General features: G+C 42.5%; 13 protein-coding genes, 1 pseudogene and 1 riboswitch. Of the genes and pseudogenes, 4 read left to right on the top strand and 10 right to left on the bottom strand.

Translation table 11 applies throughout. The annotated features are described in order from the left end of the window. Positions 1–25 precede the first annotated feature (25 nt). The 4 genes from D1B31_RS25160 to D1B31_RS01760 form a co-directional block, all read right to left on the bottom strand. Positions 26–274 (bottom strand): hypothetical protein, encoded by a 249-nt coding sequence (locus D1B31_RS25160; RefSeq protein WP_420846055.1) that lies wholly within the window; start codon positions 272–274, stop codon positions 26–28. Between the two features lie 277 nt (positions 275–551). Next, positions 552–3,587, bottom strand: a complete 3,036-nt coding sequence (locus tag D1B31_RS01770) for an efflux RND transporter permease subunit (protein ID WP_158587405.1) — start codon at positions 3,585–3,587, stop codon at positions 552–554. 187 nt (positions 3,588–3,774) lie between these two features. Next, a complete protein-coding gene (locus tag D1B31_RS01765; protein ID WP_118919021.1) occupies positions 3,775–3,975 on the bottom strand; it encodes a hypothetical protein in 201 nt (66 codons plus the stop codon). Positions 3,976–4,038: 63 nt separating this feature from the next. Continuing rightward, positions 4,039–4,236 (bottom strand): hypothetical protein, encoded by a 198-nt coding sequence (locus D1B31_RS01760; RefSeq protein ID WP_118919020.1) that lies wholly within the window; start codon positions 4,234–4,236, stop codon positions 4,039–4,041. 266 nt (positions 4,237–4,502) lie between these two features. Between D1B31_RS01760 and fosB the strand changes: the two genes are divergently transcribed. The 3 genes and pseudogenes from fosB (at position 4,503) to D1B31_RS01745 (ending at position 8,270) form a co-directional block, all read left to right on the top strand. After that, positions 4,503–4,922, top strand: coding sequence for a metallothiol transferase FosB (fosB, locus tag D1B31_RS01755; RefSeq protein ID WP_118919019.1), 420 nt, complete (start codon positions 4,503–4,505; stop codon positions 4,920–4,922). Between the two features lie 608 nt (positions 4,923–5,530). Beyond that, positions 5,531–5,614: riboswitch (cyclic di-GMP riboswitch) on the top strand. Positions 5,615–5,637: 23 nt separating this feature from the next. Continuing rightward, positions 5,638–7,155 (top strand): PxKF domain-containing protein, encoded by a 1,518-nt coding sequence (locus D1B31_RS01750; protein WP_118919018.1) that lies wholly within the window; start codon positions 5,638–5,640, stop codon positions 7,153–7,155. Between the two features lie 231 nt (positions 7,156–7,386). Continuing rightward, a pseudogene (locus D1B31_RS01745) lies at positions 7,387–8,270 on the top strand (aminoglycoside phosphotransferase family protein). Between the two features lie 60 nt (positions 8,271–8,330). Here the strand turns inward: D1B31_RS01745 and D1B31_RS01740 are convergent. From D1B31_RS01740 to D1B31_RS01720, 5 genes are all read right to left on the bottom strand, one after another. Next, positions 8,331–9,506 carry a NupC/NupG family nucleoside CNT transporter gene (locus D1B31_RS01740; protein ID WP_118919017.1) on the bottom strand — a complete coding sequence of 392 codons (1,176 nt, stop codon included), beginning with the start codon at positions 9,504–9,506 and terminating at the stop codon, positions 8,331–8,333. Positions 9,507–10,761: 1,255 nt separating this feature from the next. Continuing rightward, entirely contained in the window at positions 10,762–12,198 is a 1,437-nt protein-coding gene (locus D1B31_RS01735) for an aldehyde dehydrogenase family protein (RefSeq protein WP_118919016.1), read from the bottom strand. Positions 12,199–12,214: 16 nt separating this feature from the next. Continuing rightward, positions 12,215–13,846 carry an acetolactate synthase large subunit gene (locus D1B31_RS01730; protein ID WP_204562975.1) on the bottom strand — a complete coding sequence of 544 codons (1,632 nt, stop codon included), beginning with the start codon at positions 13,844–13,846 and terminating at the stop codon, positions 12,215–12,217. A gap of 560 nt (positions 13,847–14,406) precedes the next feature. Beyond that, positions 14,407–14,871: a GNAT family N-acetyltransferase gene (locus D1B31_RS01725; RefSeq protein ID WP_118919014.1), complete on the bottom strand. Its 465-nt coding sequence runs from the start codon at positions 14,869–14,871 to the stop codon at positions 14,407–14,409. Positions 14,872–15,017: 146 nt separating this feature from the next. After that, positions 15,018–15,311, bottom strand: a complete 294-nt coding sequence (locus D1B31_RS01720) for an antibiotic biosynthesis monooxygenase family protein (protein ID WP_118919013.1) — start codon at positions 15,309–15,311, stop codon at positions 15,018–15,020. Positions 15,312–15,611: 300 nt separating this feature from the next. Here D1B31_RS01720 and D1B31_RS24705 point away from each other — a divergent pair, with 300 nt between their 5' ends. Further along, a complete protein-coding gene (locus D1B31_RS24705; RefSeq protein WP_118919012.1) occupies positions 15,612–15,965 on the top strand; it encodes a hypothetical protein in 354 nt (117 codons plus the stop codon). Positions 15,966–16,266: 301 nt separating this feature from the next. On the opposite strand, the gene D1B31_RS01710 is transcribed toward D1B31_RS24705, so the two are convergent. Next, complete coding sequence (locus D1B31_RS01710) at positions 16,267–16,758, bottom strand: DUF2750 domain-containing protein (RefSeq protein ID WP_240035116.1); 492 nt, start codon at positions 16,756–16,758, stop codon at positions 16,267–16,269. Positions 16,759–16,793: the final 35 nt, after the last annotated feature.

The raw sequence follows: 16,793 nt of genomic DNA, 5'->3' as shown, positions 1-16,793 counted from the left end.
TTTTTTGGGTGAAAAACTAAACTTTTTAAATGAAAAAGCAACTAAAACCAAAGCAACTAAAACCAATGCCAAAACCAAAACAACCGCCAAAACCAAAGCAGCCTCCGCAACGACCAAAGCAGCCCCCGCAACGGCCAAAGCAACCTCCGCAACGACCAAAGCCGCCGCAACGACCAAAACCTCCGCAACGACCAAAGCCTCCGCAACGGCCAAACCGTAGATCCTCACTATAAGGATCCAGAGGCATTACCTCACCAACTTGGTATGGTGCCATTTCCAAGCTTTGTAATTGGTTTGGAAAATTATGCATTATTCCCTCTCCTTTGTATATTATTTATCAGGTTAGGCTGACACCTGACGCGAGAGTTAAATGAATGAATGATCAGTTTGGGCATATACATCCATCAGATGATTCGTGTCCTCTCTTAATCAAAGTATGATTCTGTTTAGGCCGCTGTTACTGATGTAAGAGCCTAATTCTAATTAGAAATAACAAAACAGCACCTCTCCATTAAATTGAAGGGTGCTGTTGCTTTTTTTGAGTTAGTTTTTTACGTCACGTTCATTTCAACGGATACAGCGCTTCTGTGTTGTCTTTGTTTTTTTGCCTTTCGGAAGTGGAACAATTCGTAGAATGTTGGGATGACAATCAGTGTCAGGAAAGTAGACACAAGCAGGCCGAAAATAACGACGACAGCAAGCCCCTTGCCCACAAGATTAAAGCTCATCGCGGATTCGTGCGCAAATAGGAGCGGAACCATCGCAAAAACGGTCGCAAACGCGGTCATCAAGATTGGCCGCAGTCTTACGGTACCTGCTTCCATGATTGCTTCCCTGATGGACATGGTCTCTTCGTTATGACGAATCCGGTCGACAAGAACAATCGCATTCGTTACGACGATTCCGACAAGCATCAGCATTCCGATTCCAGATGAAATATCAATGCTGGACTTGGATATGACCAGCCCTAAAAGGGATCCAATCGCCGCTAGGGGCAGGGTCAATAAAATCGCAATGCTCGCCCGGAATGATTTTAATGTGACGAGAAGGATCATGAACACAATTCCGATTGAGAATAGAGCGAGTTTCCCGAGTTCCATTAATTCATCGGAAGACTGCATGGCAGAGCCAGTGATCTCTGCGCTCGTTCCTTCTCCGAATGTTTTGTCTTGTTTCCAAACCGCTAATTGTTTATTAATCTCTCCGGCCACATCGACCATTTTCTTCGCATTGACAACAGCGTTGACCTGAAGGTAATGGTGACCGTCTTTAGAATAGATTGTTCCCAGTTCGTCGGACTCCTTGATTGTTGCAATGCTTCCTAAGACAGTCGGTCCTTCAGGTGTCATCAATTGAAGTTTCCTCAAATCGTCTGCAGTGTTAATTTCTTGCAGGGCGCCAAGCTGCACCAGAGTGCTGCGGCCATCGATTTCAACACTGCCTATAACTGCCGGCTTAATCATAGCTTGGATCGACTGAGATATTTCCTGGGCACTGGCCACGGTTGAGTCTACCGTTACTGTCACGGTCGGTTTTTGATTTTCTTCATTTGTTTCTACTTTTTGGACGCCATCAATGCCTTCGAACGTATTCTTGATTTTATCCGCTGCCTGTTGAATGTCCTTCTCATTGTTGCCAATAACATCTACAGATACAGTTGTTTTATTCTCTCCCATTAGTCCGGATGTATTGGCGGTTAATTCCGCCCCGGGGAATTGCTCTTTTTCGTTCCTCAGTTTTTGAACGACCTTAACAGAATCCGCTCCTTCTTTCAAAAAGGCCATGAACTGTACTTGGTTCGGGTCCTGAAGCTCCCCAAACTGCGCTGCTTCGGCATTATTCCCCACTTGAACAATGTGGTTTACAACGTCTTTCTGTTCGGAAAGAAGGTTTTCCATCCTTTTTATCCCGTTTTCAATATCCTTGAATTGCGTTCCACTTTGATAGCGCAGCCAAATGGAAAGATAGGCGCTGTCCTTTTGGTCGACTGAACCTTTTGGCATCGTTGCGAACAATCCAATCGAGCCGGCGATCACCAGAACGGATATGAGGATTGGAAGCCATTTATGATTCAGGGACCAGCGCAGTACTTTAGGATAAAACGTACCTTTTTTGTGCTTTTGCTCCTTCACTTTCTTCATCATTCGCTGGCTGAGCATCGGCACGACTGTCAGGGATACGAGCAATGATGCAAGCAGCGAACACGTAATGGTAATTGCAAACGGCCCGATTAAATCTCTTAAACCGCCGGAAGCAAGCAACATTGGAAGAAACACTGCTACCGTCGTGAGCGTGGATGACGTAATCGCAGCCGAAACTTCTTTTACTGAGGCCACAATAGAGGCGGGAGTAAGTGTCTTTTCCTTTTTTCTTCGGTAAATGTTTTCAACAACGACGATGCTGTCATCGACAAGCCGTCCGACAGATACCGCAATGCCGCCTAAAGTGAGAATGTTTAGCGTTACTCCAAAGAAGGAAAGTAAAATCATCGTTATGCATAGCGAAAGGGGAATGCTGACAATTGTGATAAGAGTCATGCGAAAGCTTTTCAGGAACAGCCAGATAATCAAGGCAGCAAATAAGGCACCTGTCAGTACTTCCCTTGTCATCGCATTGATCGAATTAAGGACGGTATCTGCCAAATTAATGAATACGCTAGCCTCCAACGTTCCTTTATAGTCCTCATCGATCTTCTTTGCTACTTCTTCTACCTGCTTGCCCATCGTGACCGCATTACTCGTTGAATCTTTCTGCACAATGAGTTGAATGAAATTCTTTCCATTCATATGCGTAATGCTTTTCGTATCCTTCTCCATCGTTACTTCAGCCACATCTTTCAATTGGGTGGCCGCGTTCAGCTTGAGGTTTTTCACATCTTCAAGCTTCTCTATTTTTCCTGTTACAATGATGCTTGTAGCCTCGTTGTTTAAGGTTTGCTCCCCTACAGCGACGGTAGCGTTTTTCCCTTGAAGGAGCATATACATCTTTTCCAGAGGGATTTGGGCATCGGCAAGTTTTGCAGGATCGACCTTAATCATGACCTGCTGGTTTTTTCCTCCGTAACTCATGACATTCCCTACGCCCTTGATGCTCTTGAACTGAGGAAGAATCTCGTTTTCTACGAGATTTACTTCTTTGTTCCCGATTTCCTTATCAAAGGTTAGCCCAAGATAAACAACCGGGATTTGGGATGTATTCAGCAGCACCACATATGGCTTCATGACTCCGTTTGGCAAGTTGACCATTGAGAGGTTCTCTTGAATTTGTTGCTTCGCTTCTCTTAAATCCGTGTCGGATTCAAACGTGATCATCATCTGGGTGAAGTTATTACCCGTTTCTGCGATTACATTGCGTTTCCCTTTGATGCCTGTCAGTGCTTTTTCAATAGGCTTTGTTACCTGTTCATCCATCGTGACGGCATCCATGCCGTTACCTACTGCCGATACCGTTATGTAAGGCTGATCTGCTGACGGCATAAGCTCCATCGGAATCGTGGTGTAGCTGAAAACACCGAAAAGTATCGAGACAATGACGGAAAAAACAACCGCAGCCCTATTCCGCAATGCCCATTTTGTGAACCATGTCATAAACATCCCCCAATTTATTTTTCTTCCAGCATGGGAAAATTATACCTTGTGCCTATGACTTTTGCACCACGAAATGGAAGTGATACAAAAATTTAACAATTGTCTTATTTTTGCAAAAAAAGAAGCCTAGCTGGCAGCCAGGCTAATTTCATATTAGGAGTAAACTACTCCTTGGTGTTGGCATTTGTCAGCCGCCTTCTACACAGGTTAATGTAGAACTCCCAACAGCATCATTTAATTCTTTAAGAAGTGAATGAAGGTCTTCCCCTTTAACTAATGCCTCTAAACTCTGTTTTGTTATAGGTAAGTTATATTTATTAAAAATGTCTGCCGTACCTTCCCAAACATTGACTATTCCATCAGGTGACATATTCGCTTGTATAACCATTTTTGTGCTCCCCCTTTGTTTATATTTTACCATTTTTAGCTAAGCTTCTCCCCAAATGTAATTTTACGTATGCCGATCCTGCCCATTCACAATCATTTCACCGCCAAGGGTAAAATTCAGCAATTCGCCGCCTTCCAATGCATAATTCGTAACGTTGTCACCGTGAGTAACAATATCACCATGAATGGCCAGACTTTCAATTTTGCCACCTGTTTTAATACTGATTGCATTGGCTGCCATTTCGGTAATGACGCCCTTCACTAAGGAATTCCCCACCGAGCCATAAGTTGTTACATTTTCTTCGACCGTCAGGTTTCCAATCGGTTTGCTGACTTGAATGCCTATTGAGCCGTCACCATGGGTTGTGGCCTGCTATTTATTCTTACATAAGTTTTGAGTTATTCGCAGGTTTTTCTGGAAGGTAACGAGCTGTGTGCGTTGTCCGTCTAATTAATATATGCAGACTTTGAGCGTGGACGCCAGCCGCCCTGCCGGCTGGCTTTTGCCAAAAGAGGGGGTTGAAGGGTTTGGCTGTTAAGGGGTTGAATCATTTTCTGTTTTCGGTGAGTGATTTGGAGCGGTCGGTTGCATTTTATCGGGATGTGTTTGGTGCGAGGCTGTTGGTGAAGGGGCGGAGTACGGCGTATTTCGATTTGGCTGGTATGTGGCTGGCGCTGAATGTGGAACAGGATATTCCGCGGAATGAGATTCGGAAGTCGTATACGCATGTGGCGTTTTCGGTGGATGAGGCGGAGTTTGATGGGATGGTTGAGCGGCTTAAACGGCTGGATGTAGAAATTCTGCCTGGACGGGAGCGGGATGAGCGGGACCGGCGGTCGGTGTACTTCGTGGATCCGGATGGGCATAAATTTGAGTTTCATACGGGGACGCTCAAGGATCGGCTGGCATATTATCGTGAGGATAAGGGGCATATGGAGTTTTATTAACTCCTAATAAAAAATATGAAGATAATGAAATATTGGGGTGTTCATTCACCCCAAAACCACTATCGCTGTAACCAACAAACCTCCCCTTCCTGAACACCCTTGATAGAAAGGCTAATCATTAGTAAGGTCCTCTACTTTAGTAATGTATCCAACTTAATCTACTGGAATAGTTTTGAAAAGATACTTTTTAAGGTTTTGCCATTTTTATAATAGATTTCATTGCGCACTTTTTCATTGATTGCCTGCCAAAGCATGATTTCCACGTTGGAAAGCAGCCTTGTTTCTTCCTCTGTAATTAAGGCTGCAAAGTAGTCTAATGGGGTACCGTAAAATTACTTTGTTTTATTGTAGGTACTAACACTAGTTGGTACTTTTTTTTCTTAACACACCATATTCTTTTGGGTAAAATTGGCGATTTTTGTTGGAATTTATTTGAAGTTTGTCGAAGGGAAAATGAACCGATAAACAATCGTTTAATTTATAATATAACTTAATGATGCGATATACCTATATTGAAGTAGTATCAAAGTATTATCCCATCATTACAACCAAGGTTTGTGAGAGTGAAAATGTCCGATTTAGCCTAATTGGTAAACCACTCAACCGACCTTATTTTGGGAAGCTTTGAAGTATAGCCTTTATTTGGACACTTGGGCTGTATGGAGCTACTAGTGTAACCGGCCCTCTTAAAATATTTTAAGGGGAGAGAAGATTGATGAAAAAAACCGGGTTAAGAAAAATGTTACACAGAAAAGCTCTCAGTGCCGTAACTGCGTTGGCTATTTCCGGGCTAGTACCAGCAGGCTTTGCCATTGCTGGGGAACTTGAAATTAATGCAGAATTAGTTGCATCATCTATGGATGTATATGTTGAACAAGGAGAAACAAAAAGTTTTAATTTCAACGTAAAATCAGATGGGAATGTAACGGATGCGGATGTCACTGTCCCTACAAAGTTTGCTATTAGTGCAAACGGAACATTTACCTCCAGCGACTCTACTACGGTAAAACTTAATGATAAAGATATGGAGAAGAAGGTAAGTGCAGTAATTAAGGTAGATCCTAACTTACAGGCTGGGAAATATACGTTTAACTTCATTACTGATCAAAATGTAACCTTCACAAATAATAACCAAAAGGAAGCCAAGCTAGAAAATAAGAAACCTGACAGCATTACCTTTGTTGTTACTAAAAAACTAGTATCAGATACGACAGCTCCAGTTGTCACCGCTACTCCTGATCGAGCCCCGAACGCGAATGGCTGGTATAACCAGGATGTCACCGTCAGTTTCTCTGCTGTTGATGAGGAAGGTGGTTCCGGTCTGGTGCCAGAATCGGTTAGTGCACCTGCGCCAGTTTCTGAAGACGGAATTCATACTGTTACTGGTACAGCTAAAGATAAGGCTGGTAATGAAGGTTCTGGAAGCATTACGATTAAACTTGATAAAACCGCTCCAACTATTTCTGGATCTGCTGACCGTGAGGCAAATGAACATGGCTGGTACAACAAGGATGTCACTGTTACCTTTGAGGCAGAAGATAACTTATCAGGCGTAGCGGATTATACTCGGTCAGTTCCCCTGACTGAAGAAGGTAAAGATCAATCGGCACGCGGTACTGCGGTCGATAACGCTGGGAACTCAAGTTCAACAGAAGTTTTGGGCATTAATATTGATAAAACAAAGCCGGTAATTAATGTTGAAGATGGCGGAACTTACAAACTGAATCAAACTGTCACTTGGTCTGCGTCAGATGAATTGTCAGGACTTGCAACGGCTGCAACTGGAACTATTGATACGACCAAGGTTGGGCCGCAAACGCAAACAATAACTGCTACTGATAATGCCGGAAATACAAGAGATGTAACAATTAGTTATAATGTCGAATACAATTTTGGCGAAGTTCTTCAGCCTATTAACAAGGACGGTTCAAGTGTCTTTAAAGCCGGAAGCACCGTACCGGTTAAATTCCAATTAACTGACTCCAAAGGCGCGTTTATTTCAACTGCCAATGCAACACTTCGCTACGCAAAAAGTAGTAACCAAGTTTTCGGAGATAGTGTTGAAGCCGTTTCAACTAGCGCCGCTACATCCGGAAACCTCTTTAGATATGACGCTTCTTCAAAACAATATATCTTCAACTTCAGTACAAAGGGTTTAACTGGTGGTACTTATCAAATTACAATCACACTTGATGACGGAACAACGCATAAAGTTGTGATTGGACTAAAATAATCTCACTCTTATGGAGGCTGCCCCAAAAGAACATCTTAATGATGTCTCTTTTGGATTAGCCTCTTTTTATTACTAAAACTCCTCAGCATCATACTCCTACCATAGTCATCCCCCTTAGGCCCATTATATTTTTCAAATGTGAATTGATAAAATGCGTAATGTTGCACGCACCCCATTGAAAGAAAAGCTTATAATTAAATTGGAAATATACCGGGAAAGGGATGAGTTCAGATAAAAATTGATTCCGCTTTAGTAACAAAGCTGATAAAAGAGCAATTTCCTGAGTGGGCTCATTTAGAAATTAAATCGGTTAAAATGAGCGGGAATGATAACCGGACTTTTCACTTGGGAAATGGCATGAGTGTACGTCTGCCAAGTGCCCCCGGGTATGTACCACAAGTAGAAAAAGAACAAAAATGGTTGCCCTTTTTAGCAAAAAAGCTTTCCTTGCCTATTCCGACACCAGTTGCAAAAGGAGCACCGAGTCAAGATTTCCCATTCCCATGGTCTATTTACAAGTGGCTTGAAGGAGAAACTGCAACTAGAGAAAACGTACTAAATCTAAATCAATTCGCATCCGATTTAGCTGGATTTTTGCTTGAATTGCAGTCCATTGATGCGAGTGAAGGACCATTGGCTGGCGCTCATAATTTTTACCGAGGCGCCCATCTTTCTGTGTATGACCAGGAAACTAGAGATGCCATCAGAAGTAACCGTGATGTTTTTGATGAAACGATTTTGACAAGGTTGTGGGATTTAGCTTTAGAATCCAAATGGGAATATGAACCTGTTTGGATTCACGGAGATGTCGCGCCAGGAAATATATTAGTGCAGAATGGGAAGCTTAGTGCCGTCATTGACTTCGGAATACTTGGAGTCGGAGATCCTTCCTGTGACGCGGCAATGGCATGGACCTCTTTGACCATGAGAGTAGAAGAGTTTTCAAGAATGTTTTAAAAATGGATGAAGAAACATGGAACCGGGCAAGAGGATGGGCTTTATGGAAGGCTTTAATTACCTATGAGGAATACAAGAACTCTGACAGTGTGAAATCAACTGAAGCTAATAAAGTCATTTTGACAATCATTGGAGATTCCGAAACCATTCATAACTAAAAGCCCCCTTCAGCATGTGCAATAAACACTTGCTGAAGAGGGCTTTACTTCTTATCACTATTACAGGAACAATCCTACAATTGTACCAGTTAGGACAGACCCCAGTGTTGCGACTAACAATACCTTTAGAAATACCTTGGCTAGTCGGCCTGCCTGTTCTTCATTGATTGCTTGGACTGTTCCAAGGACAATTCCGACTGAAGAGAAGTTGGCGAAAGAAACTAAGAATGCTGAGACAATCCCGACCGTTTTCGGAGACATATCAGGGATGATTTTCATGAAATCAAGCATGGCCACGAATTCATTAGCTGCTACCTTTGTTCCCATGATGGAGCCTGACCTGAGAATCTCAGACGCCGGAATCCCCATGATATAGGCGATTGGAGCAAAAATGTAACCGATAATTTCCTGGAATGTCATGCCCACTAAGTTTTCTAAACCAAAGTTGATCATCGCCAGCAAGCCAATGTACGTAATGAGCAATGCGCCGACGATTAAAGCAGTTTTTCCTCCGATTAGTGCACCGTTCCCGATTGCCTCAAACAGTGATTTCTCAGGAATCATTTCTTTAATATCGATTTCTTCATCTTCTTCTTTCGATACCGGGCAAACCATTGAAGAAAGAATCAATCCGGAAAAGACGTTAATCGGTAATGCGACCAAAACATACTCCGCAGGAATCATCTGCATGTAAGCCCCTAAGATAGAACACGATACAGCTACAAGAGAGGAGGTGACGACGATAAAGAGACGGTTTGGTGTAAGCTTGTGAAGCTGCGATTTCACTGACAGAATTGCAGTTGTATCACCGAAAATCATTGAGTTAACGGCAACAAACGATTCAATTTTCGGTAGGCCTGTTATTTTGGCCACTGCACCGCCAATGTATTTAATGGCCAACGGCAAAATTCTTAAATAAGTTAAAATTGACAGCAAAGCAGAGACGAAAATAATCATCATTAATACGTTAACAAAGAAAAAGTTCTTTCCGGCTAGGTCACCGAATACGAAGGCGATTCCTTCGTTTCCGAAAGAGAGAACTTTATTAAAGACATTTACAATGTGATGCAGGACTTTTTGCCCTACTGACGTATTAAGCATGAACCAGGCTATAAACAGCTGAACAGCCAGCATGATCCCGACTGCACGGAAATTAATATTTTTCTTATCGTTTGACATAAGCCAAGCTATACCTATGAGTGCAAGAATCCCAAGAATTCCGATTAAGATAGACATTAGTTTGAACTCCCATCTAGTAAAGCTGCTAACCTATATATCGATGGCCATCGAGTTAACGCTTTCATCATTTTTATTATCGCAAAATAATTATATCATGGATTTCACACTTTTTTTAACCTTTTTTTAAACATAAATAAAGTTTATATATTGGAAATTTATAAAAAATGTTCCAATACAGTCAGTATCTAATCAAAACTGATAATTAGTAAAAAGGGCAATTCCTGCAAAACCTTTAATTAACAAGCATTCACTAAAGAAAAATGATTTTTCTTATAGTAATATCGTTCCCTATTTTTGCTCTTTTATTATTCAGATTGTAAGCATTCTGTTTTTGCCTAGTTCCTACTTAAGTCCCACTCAAGTATATGATTACCACTTTTTAACTATATTAGGATAATAAAGAAATCAATAATAGGCAGACGATTCCGCTGCCTTTTCTGATGTTCTTCTTTATTCATTCGCCCCTCTTTCCTTATTCCGAATGGCCTCGACTTTTTCGGGCGTAGTGACAATCAAACCGGATTTTTTCCTGATTGTTATCACGCATCCGGGCTTTGCGTGACAACCAGACCGGATTTTTCTTAATTGTTGTCCACATTCGGGCTTTGCGTGACAACCAAATTGGGTTTTCACTGAATGTTGTCACTCATACCTGCTTTGCGTGACAACCAAACTGGATTTTCCTTGATAGTTGTCACGCATCCAAACTTTGAGTGACAACTAAACCGGATTTTCCTTGATTGTTGTCACACATCCATACTTTGCGTGACAACCAAACTGGATTTTCCTTGATTGTTGTCACGCATCCAAACTTTGAGTGACAACTAAACCGGATTTTCCTTGATTGTTGTCACGCATCCGTGCTTTGCGTGACAACTAAAACGGATTTTCCTTGATTGTTGTCACGCATCCATACTTTGAGTGACAACAAAAGCGGTTTTTCCTTGATTGTTGTCACTCATCCATACTTTGCGTGACAACCAAAACGGATTTCCACTGATTGTTGTCACGCATCCGGGATTTGAGTGACAACAAAAGCGGATTTTCCTTGATTGTTGTCACTCATACATCCTTTGAGTGACAACCAAAACGGATTTTCACTGTTTGTTGTCACGCATCCATACTTTGAGTGACAACTAAAACGGATTTCCCTTGATTGTTGTCACGCATCCATACTTTGCGTGACAACAAAACCCAGGTTTCTTAAATCTCTGTCGCATATCCAAGCTTCCTGTACAAATGAACAAGGCCATTATTTTGCCAGCTTCACCCCAATAAATTTAATCTCCGTCATTTCGTCCATGGCGTATTTAACGCCTTCCCGGCCGAGGCCGCTTTGCTTGACCCCACCATAAGGATAGTTGTCCTGTCGGTAGGCGGACGATTCATTGATCCAAACGCCGCCCATTTCCAGGCTTTCCGCGACCCGAAACGCCCGGTCGATGTCCTTTGTAAAAACGCCCGCCTGGAGACCGTAGATCGAGTCATTCGTCCTATTCACTGCCTCTTCTTCCGTCTTGAACGGCATAACGGAAACAAGCGGGGCAAATGCCTCATCGGTCACCACTTTCATACCCTTTTCCACTTCAGTGATTATCGTCGGAGAAAGTGTGTTTCCATCAAGCTCACCGCCAGTTTCGATGACTGCCCCTTGACTCCTCGCTTCCTCAATCCATTCCTTCGCCCGTTTAGCAGCGGCGGCCTCAATCATCGGGCCAATATCCGTTTCCTCATCCCGCGGGTCACCGATCTTTAGCTTTCTCGCAGCTTCCACAAACTTCCCAAGGAATTTGTCATACACATCTTCATGCACATAAATCCGCTGGGCGGACACACAGACTTGTCCCGAAAACGCGAAAGCGGCGGTGAGCAGGCTTTCTACAGCTTGGTCGAGGTCTGCATCCTCAAAGATAAGATTCGGTGAGTTCGATCCGAGTTCCATCGTGACTTTTTTGAAGCCAGCCGTTTCCCGAATCATTTTGCCGACAGCGAGGCTGCCGGTAAATGTGATTTTATGAACGTCTTTATGGGTGACGAGCGCCCGCCCCACCGTTTCTCCTGTACCGAGCACAAGGTTGATCACCCCATCAGGGAGCCCCGCTTCCTCAAAAAGGTTCACAAGCTTATAGGCAGAAACCGGCGTTTTTTCAGCAGGTTTGAAAACAACTGTATTCCCCGCCGCGATAGCCGGAGCAATTTTATGAAGGGACAGGTTTAAAGGAAAATTGAATGGAGTAATCGCAGCGACGACGCCGACAGGGACCCGCTTCACAAAGCCAAGCCGGTCCGAACCGCGCACGTCGGCCTCCATTTGCAAAACTTCACCAGTCAAATGCTTGGAAAGCTCGCTAGCATAACGGAGAATCTGGATGGAGCGCATAATCTCAGCCCAGCTATGCTTAATTGGCTTGCCGGCTTCTTGGACAATGATCTCTGCAAAATCCTCTTTCTGTTCTTCAAGCAATTCCGCCGCCTTGGCCAAAATGCGCGCCCGTTCATAGGCTGGCATCATTTTCATCGTATTTTTGAAAACAGACAGGCTGCTCTTGACAGCGTCGTCTAACTCTTCTTCGCCCGCGAGGACAATCTCTGCGACAACCTCACCGTTATAAGGATTTTTCACAGCAAGCGTTTCCCGATTGCGGTCATTCCGTTCCTCTCCACCGATTATCGACCCGATTCTCATCATCTAAGTGCCTCCTTGTTTAGCAAAATATGTTGCCAAGCTTTTCGGTAAGCTTCACATTCTCCCGATAATCAACCGGACAATCAATCAGGACAGGTTTTTTCAGTTCAATCGCTTTTTGGAGTGTTTCCTTCAATTCACCGGCCTTTTCGATTCCAAACGCTTCGAATCCATATGATTTTGCCAACTGGATGAAATCAGGGTTGCCGAACTTTATGTGTGACGTTCGGTGAAATTCATTCAGTTGCTTCCATTCAATCAGCCCGTAGCCGCCGTCCCTCCATAACAAAATGATGATTGGCAAATTGAGCCTGATGGCCGTTTCCATTTCGGCGCTCACCATTTGAAACGCGCCGTCACCGCAGACAGCTACGACATTCCGTTCCGGATGAACCATTTTGGCGGCAATCGCACCCGGCACGGAAACGCCCATGGAAGCAAGGCCGTTTGAAATGAGGCACGTATTCGGTTCAAACGTGTGATACATTCTCGCCATCCACATTTTGTGGGCGCCAACATCGGAAATCACAATATCTTTTTCTTCCAAAACAGACCGGAGATCCGCGATAATTTTTTGCGGCTTGACTGGGAAGCCGCCATCCTCGGCAAAAGAATTCAATTCATTGATATTCTCTTCCCTGACATGTGCCGCCCACTTGTTATCCCGTTTCGCAGGAGAAACGGCTTTTTCGAGCTGCTTCAGATTCTCATCCAGATTTCCAATGACGCTGTGCAAAACAGGATAGTCGGCGTCCGTTTCGGCTGCCTCCGTATCAATGTGCAGAATCGGCGTTTTTCCGCCCTTGTTCCAATTTTTTGGAGGGTATTCAGAGATATCGAAGCCAATCGCAATAATCAGGTCCGATTCCTTGAACCCGCAGGAAATATAATCGTTGCCGCTCATTCCTGCCGTCAGCAGGCTCAGCTTATTTTTGAAAGAAAAAGCGCCTTTTCCCATAAAGGTATGAACAACCGGAATATCCGCCTTTTCTGCAAAATTGCGCAGGCTTTCTGTTGCATATTGGCGGGTGATGCCCATCCCAGCGAGAATGAGCGGCCGGTTCGCCTCTTCAATCAGCTTCGCAGCCTTCGAAATGGTCCGTTCGCCCGCCTCCATAGTGGTAGGCGCCATGATTTCAAGCGGACGCCCCTCGACCTTCTCGGCCGCTATGTCTTCCGGAAAATCGATATGCACGGCGCCCGGCTTTTCGCTCGTCGCCACCTCAACCGCCTTCCGGATCACTTCCGGGATGATTTCGGCCTTTTTCACTTGTGTGCTAAATTTCGTCACGGGCTGGTAGACGGACACGAGGTCATAGTATTGATGGGAGATTTTGTGCTGCCGGTCCAAACCTGCCTGGCCGGTGATCGCGATAATTGGGCAATGGTCCATATTCGCAGTGGCGACGCCCGTCAATAAATTCGTCGCCCCAGGCCCAAGCGTCGACAGGCACACACCCGGCTTTCCGGTCAGCCTCCCGTACGTCCCGGCCATAAACGCCGCATTCGTCTCATGCCTCGTCACAATAAACTCAATACTCGAATCGAGAAGAGCATCCATAATATCCAGGTTCTCCTCACCAGGAACCCCAAAAATATACTCAACCCCCTCATGCTCCAAACACCGAATCAACAACTGCGCAGCATTCACACAACCACCCCTATAAAAATCAAAATTTTCAGTCCTCCTTGGACTATTCCACCTGCGAGTGGACATAAACGTGAGGCAGGGGACGGTTCCAGTGCCTCACTGTTCATAGTGACGCTTTTGCGTTATCTTGCAAATCAAGGTTTTTTACCTTTGTCTCTTATATTTTGATGGTAATTTCGTTTTTCCGGAAATTGTTTAGCGTGTTGGTGAAGGGGCGGAATATGGTCTATTTCAATTTGCCTGTGATGTGCCTGGCGCTGATAGTGGAAATTCATTCGGAGTGAAAGCGGGAAACATGGTCGATGTACTTTATGAATCCTGGAGCGTAAGATTGAGTTTTATATGGGGATGCTGGAGGATCGGACGGGTCAAATGCAGAGCATCGTATAAAGGGCTTAGGATTTTTGTTAAGTATATATGGGGACATTTAGTTACCGATAAATAAGGCCTGTATCGTAGATTACCAAGTAATCATTGATACAGGCCCTTCAAATTTCTTATTCAACTAATGCACCCGTTAGTTTAAGTACAATTCTTCACAAAGAATTTGATTCATTAACTCAAATACACTTTACTTTAAACACATCAATTTTTTCGTGTTTTTCATCAGAAACAGTTTCAAGATAAGTCCAACCTCTTGTTCTATAATAGTCAGATGCATCTTCCGTTCTTAAATAAAGTTCATTAAATCCTAATTCCTTGACCACATCTATGGTTTTGGCTATTAGCTTTTCCCCCACGCCTCTACCACGATACTCTGGTTTAGTATATAATGATGCAAGCCAAGGTTTATACATATCCCTTATCTTTAAATCGTTCTCAAAGATTGATACGGTTCCTAAACATTCTCCGTTCTCTAAAGCAACGAGAGTTATTGGAAATCTATTATCCTTTGTATTTGAAAAGTGCTTAACAACATCTTCAAACTTCATACCACTCCCCGTTTTTATTATAAATTCCTTAAAAATCATTTCAGAAACTTCATTTATTTTTTCTGGTTGGTTTGATAAAAAATCTATATTCATACTAATCACCCTTTCCAATGATATATGTACTTCTATAAATTTTAGAAATACCTTCTTTTAGTAAACTGCCCCGTTTGTTCAATAAGGCATTCAACAAAAAAGGCGGTGAATCCTTCCTGAACCCGCACCTAAAGTTGAATAATGTATTAAAGTGGAACATTTTCAAAGTGTTCCACAGTTGGAAATGGATCATAGAAATAATGTAGTTGTTTTTTCCATTCTTGATACTCTTTCGATTGCCGAAATCCAATTGTATGGTCATCTAATGTTTCCCACTTCACCAACAATAAATATTTCCCCTTAACTTCCATACATCGTTGTAATTCGAGAGTTATATAACCTGGCATTGATGATATGATTTTTGATGCTTCTTGAAATACTTCCTCATATTCCTCTTCCATACCTTGTTTAACTTGTAGCATAACTGCTTCTAAGATCAACTAATCTCCCCCTTTTAAAAAGTATATCATTGCGTATTAAACTCTACTGCCCCGTTTGTTTAATAAGGAATTCAACAAACAAGGCGGCTAATCCTGCTTGAATCAACGCACCCTATAGTTAAAGCCCAATACTTCAAATTTGTTCAGTTACAATTGATTGCTTGCAATATCTTTTAATATATTTTCAATTGCTATGTCACCAACCACCCCAAGAGGATTAGGGATATTTATAACGGGTTCCGTTTCCTATCGCAAAACTTTAAAATGTAATCAAAAATGCACTGCTCTATGCAGTACATTTTGTCCATTAAAAATAAAAAAGCCCAGTATAAACTGAGCCCCGTTAATGCACTGAGATTTTATTCGTTTTTTAATCCCAATAATAAGGATTTTGAAATAAATCGTATTATTAATTGCCCAATTAAAATGGCAATACCAGTAAATATAATGGCGAAATTCATTCCAAAAGGATTAAACCAGGACTCATTTGGAGGGGTAATAAACGTTGTCCCCAACAAAACCGATACTATGATAGAAAAGATGTTTGTAAAAAGAATAAAACGAACTTCCGTTTTGGTCGATAATAGACTGACGAAAAGGACAAATAAGAAAGAACTTCCAAACGCTAAAACTGATACATTCGGAAATGGCTGAGTTTCAAAGTAGTGAAACAAAAATGGCATTGGAATTACCGAAAGTACCAACCATAACGTTCTGATAAAATCTCCCCCTTTTATGTTGACCTTATTGTTATCTTTTGTGTAATTTTACACTATACCTAAGCGAGCATCAAGAAATTTCCACTTTTTTAAAACAGATGATAAACCCAGTTTTATAAGGTATTCAAGATACATATATTTTTTTTCGAAGATCCTTCTTCTACTAAACTGCTCCGTTAGTCCAATAGCGTCCTGGTTATTTCAGAAACGCAGCCATTAGTCGAGAGAGCATACACCTATCTTTCTAATGTATCTTCTAATTCTTTAATCAAATCATAAGGTTCAACCTCTAACCCAATTAGCTTCGCATTCCAGTTAACACCAACTAACAAACCATCTTGATTCATTCCGTAAAGCCAACTATTCATAAATTCATCTAGTGGTATGGAGGTTGGTTTATAGTTCGACCATTCTTCCACGGCACATTGCCGTGCATATGCTTCATCCGACCAAAAAAGCATAACAACCGCATCTTCATATTCATTTGATTCACATACACACCATCCATCTTCGCTCTTTAATCCCCAAACCATCTTACTTTCTGACACCCTTTTAAGAAAGTTTTCATATCGTCTTTTAGAGTTTATAGTCAAGTCAATTTCCATTACTAATCTCCCCGTTTCTGTTTTTCTAATCAAATATTCCTCACAGTATTCCTTTTCCCTTTTTCCTCTAACCTGCCCCTTTAATTCAATAAGAAATGAACCCTCGAGTAGCTCAACAATCAATAAGTAAAGACCTGTTAGTATAAATGAAAAATGTC

Source organism: Neobacillus notoginsengisoli (assembly GCF_003515685.1).
Taxonomy (GTDB): Bacteria; Bacillota; Bacilli; order Bacillales; family Cytobacillaceae; genus Bacillus_D; species Bacillus_D notoginsengisoli.
This window is presented reverse-complemented; position numbering and strand designations above follow the sequence as displayed.